Here is a 3,602-nt window from a genome sequence, read left to right on the forward strand (position 1 = left end):
TTGTTTTTTGGCAATTTCTGATGATTTTTTAGCTATTTACACGGAGTTGTTTGAGGTATGAATAATTTGGGATAAAATAAAAACAAGAAGATTGATCGAAAATAGGAAGTTCTTGCCAAAAAGTAAAAGAACTTGCAGCGAGGGCGGGCAAAAACGAATATAGGTCCCCAGCGAGGGAGAGGCCACAAAGAGCGATAAAAGATTGTAGTCCGTCAGCAAGAGCAAACTGAGACCCAGCAGGGGTACCCAATACTTCCGATTTTTCTACCATTTGTCAACCATTTTTCTAAAAATTAGCCAATTTATTTGGCAGAGTGGTGCCTGCTGAGCCTAGTTGGCAAGCTAAGAGAAGGGGATTGTGTGTCAAGGCCTTGAGCGTTAGCGTGCCTTTACACGGAATCCCTCTTCTCTTACAATAGGCTAGCTCACAGGCAACTTTTGATGATTTTACCTATAACTTAAGACCAAATACCTAAAAAATAGTACACTGAAACAGCACCTTGACTTTCAATTTTTTTCGCAAGGTGCTACAATAGTATGGCACAATCATTCTTTATCTATTTTTCTACGGTATTTAGGCGTGAAAACTATATGATATTTGCACATCCATTTGGTATGTGATAAACTGTAACTGGTTTTAGCCATTTCTTTTCCCCCTTTATCTAACCTGAACAATTAGATTATATCAGGAAAAAGAAATGGAAGCTCAAAGCCTTGTCAGCCACCAGCATAGCTGGTGGTTTTCTTGTTTTTCTCTTCGAGAAAAACTGGCTAGAAGCCATAATAAAAGGGAGTGGGACAGAACTAATTTTTTTCAAAATTAGTTCGTAGTCCCACCCCCGCAAGGTTGATTAGGTCGGGTTCGGAGTCCTCTCAGCGAGTCAGGAATTGACTCGCTGAGCCTATGATATGGACGAACATGAAATGTTCGCTATCAAGCGAACGATTGGAGTTTGCTTCGCAAACAAGATTTGGTACTCTCTAACAGCATACAATGCTGTTAGACCCAATCAACTACTGCGTCAAAGGTATTTTGCTAATCATAAAGAGAGAGGCTAGACTTTTGTCCCAGCCTCTTTCTTCATAGTTAAGCTTGCCAATGTTTAGCTGGATCAAAGGCTTGGCCGACAGGGGTAGCCTCTGGCAATTCGATAATCCCGCGTTTTTGTGGGGCATTTGGAAGAGCCAATTCACGGGGGCTACACATCATACCAAAGCTATCCACACCTCGAAGCTGACCTGGGAAAATCAAGTTCCCCTTAGGCATCATGGCACCTGGAAGCGCCACAATCGTTTTCAAGCCCACACGCGCATTCGGAGCACCAGCCACAATTTGAACAGACGCGTCTTGCCCGATAGCAACCTGACAGATATTCAAGTGGTCACTGTCTGGATGAGCTTCCATCTCCACAATCTCACCCACCACAAAACGAGGGCTGGCAAAGTTGGCCACGCGTTCTTCGAAACCTTCGGCTTCCAACCAAGCATTCAAAACTGCAAGGTCCGCCTCCGACAGGTCCATCTGTCCGCTTCCTTCCAGCTGTAAGTGCTCACTCACTTGGAAGAAATTCCAAGCCACAAGCTCCTGATTATCAACCCGACTCACACGCGCAATCGCACCTTTTTTCGTCACTTCAACAGCCTGTCCCTGAGAATCAGCAACAAGAACCATCAATACATCTCCAACACCCTGTGGATTATAGGTAAATAACATAAACTCCCTTTCTTCTCTTAGACTAACCCGTCTAGGAAAGCCTCGATTTCCTCTTTTGTTTTTCGATCTCGACTCACAAAGCGCCCCAGCTCCTGTCCTTTTTCCACAACCACAAAACTCGGAATCCCATAAACATCCCATAGTTTTGCCACTTCTAAATATTGATCCCGATCAATTTGGACAAAGGTCAAAGAAGGGTAGGCAGCTTCGATACTAGGCATATGCGGCTGGATAAAACGGCAGTCCCCACACCAAGCGGCGGTAAAATAACAGACAAATTTGCCGTCACCCTTCAACAAGGTCGCAAAATCTTCCACGGACTCTGGTACAATCATGATGCCACCTCCTCAAAATAAAGCTGCTTACCAATCAAATAAAAACGGTAATGCCGGTCATCCTCCAAGAACACACCGCCTTCCAGATAATCACGGTTGGACTGGTAGAGTTCCACATACAAGGTCTCCACGCGACCCATTTCCGAGAAAAAAGCACGCACCTTGGCCGTCATCTCCTCCTGACTCCGAACCCGCACTCGGTTTTCCCGCAACTGATAGCCCGTATAGGCTAGACCAGCTAGACCCAGAAAACCTAGCAAGCCTAAGACCGACTGACTTTTTCTTTTCATACCCATAGTCTTTATTTTATCACAAGTCTACTTGTGTTACAATTTTAGGAAAGAGTCAAAAAGGAGAAGGACATCTATGAACCAACTATTTCAAAACATCCAAGAAGTCACCCAGCTCAAGGGAATTTCCGGCCACGAGGGGGCTGTTCGCAGCTACCTGCGTAACCAACTCCAGGGTTCTGTAGATCAAATCCAGACAGACGGCCTCGGCAGCATCTTCGGCCTCAAAAAAAGCCAGGCTGCAGATGCCCCCCGCGTCCTCGTCGCAGCCCACATGGATGAAGTCGGCTTTATGGTCAGCTCCATCAAAGACGACGGCACCTTCCGTGCCGTCGAAATCGGCGGTTGGAATCCCTTGGTCGTCAGTGGCCAACGCTATACCCTTATCACTCGGCAAGGACAAGAAATCCCCCTTATCACAGCAGCCACACCGCCTCACCTTCTAAGGGCTTCAGGCTCCCAAGCCAGCCTCCCTGCAATCAGTGATATTATTTTTGACGCTGGCTTTACAGACAAGGCCGAAGCCGAGGCCTTCGGCATCCGCCCTGGGGATACCATTGTCCCAGATAGCCAAACCATCCTCACCGCTAACGGTAAAAATGTTATCTCCAAGGCTTGGGACAACCGCTACGGAATTCTCATGATTAAAGAAGCAGCCCAAGCCCTGGCTTCAGAAGCCTTTGACTACGACCTCTATCTTGGAGCCAATGTCCAAGAAGAAGTCGGCCTCCGCGGTGCTCACACCTCCACCACCCTCCTAGACCCATCCCTCTTCTTCGCGGTGGACTGCTCTCCCGCTGCTGACGTCTTCGGAGGCCAAGGTAAAATCGGGGAAGGCACCCTAATCCGCTTCTACGACCCAGGCCACCTGCTTTTACCAGCCATGAAGGACTTCCTCCTCGACACCGCTGAAAGCGCCGGCATCAAGTACCAATACTACGCTGGAGCTGGCGGTACCGATGCTGGAGCTGCCCATCTCAAAAACGGCGGTGTCCCATCGACCACCATCGGTGTCTGCGCCCGCTACATTCACTCCCACCAAACCCTCTACAGTCTTGATGACTTCCTGGAAGCCCAAGCTTTCTTACAAGCCCTTTTGAAAAATCTGGACCAAGCAACCATTGCTATCATTACCGGTTATCAAGACTAAGCAAAAAAACGAGCCTCCTAAACGGGCTCGTTTTTGCTTATACTTAACAAAAATCAAAATCTGAATTATAATAGATAGTATGAAATTCACACAAGATCAAATTAAAGAATTAA

At 47.0% G+C, this 3,602-nt stretch carries 4 protein-coding genes and 1 pseudogene; 1 reads left to right on the plus strand and 4 read right to left on the minus strand.

Translation table 11 applies throughout. The features are described from left to right. Positions 1-558: 558 nt before the first annotated feature. The 4 genes and pseudogenes from N4310_RS07900 to N4310_RS07915 all read right to left on the minus strand — a co-directional run. Positions 559-645, minus strand: a pseudogene (locus tag N4310_RS07900) (IS200/IS605 family transposase); the annotation flags it as partial. A gap of 442 nt (positions 646-1,087) precedes the next feature. Further along, positions 1,088-1,714, minus strand: a complete 627-nt coding sequence (gene ytpR, locus N4310_RS07905; RefSeq protein ID WP_262092745.1) for a YtpR family tRNA-binding protein — start codon at positions 1,712-1,714, stop codon at positions 1,088-1,090. A 17-nt stretch (positions 1,715-1,731) separates the two neighbouring features. Further along, complete coding sequence (locus N4310_RS07910; protein ID WP_179923691.1) at positions 1,732-2,049, minus strand: thioredoxin family protein; 318 nt, start codon at positions 2,047-2,049, stop codon at positions 1,732-1,734. Then, complete coding sequence (locus tag N4310_RS07915) at positions 2,046-2,339, minus strand: DUF4651 domain-containing protein (RefSeq protein WP_262092746.1); 294 nt, start codon at positions 2,337-2,339, stop codon at positions 2,046-2,048. The genes N4310_RS07910 and N4310_RS07915 overlap by 4 nt, the downstream gene beginning before the upstream one ends. Before the next feature lie 76 nt (positions 2,340-2,415). Between N4310_RS07915 and pepA the strand changes: the two genes are divergently transcribed. Further along, on the plus strand, positions 2,416-3,489 hold the full coding sequence (gene pepA / locus N4310_RS07920) for a glutamyl aminopeptidase (RefSeq protein ID WP_262092747.1): 1,074 nt from the start codon (positions 2,416-2,418) through the stop codon (positions 3,487-3,489). The last annotated feature ends 113 nt before the right edge of the window (positions 3,490-3,602 follow it).

It is taken from the genome of Streptococcus danieliae, from assembly GCF_025447695.1.
GTDB lineage: Bacteria > Bacillota > Bacilli > Lactobacillales > Streptococcaceae > Streptococcus > Streptococcus danieliae.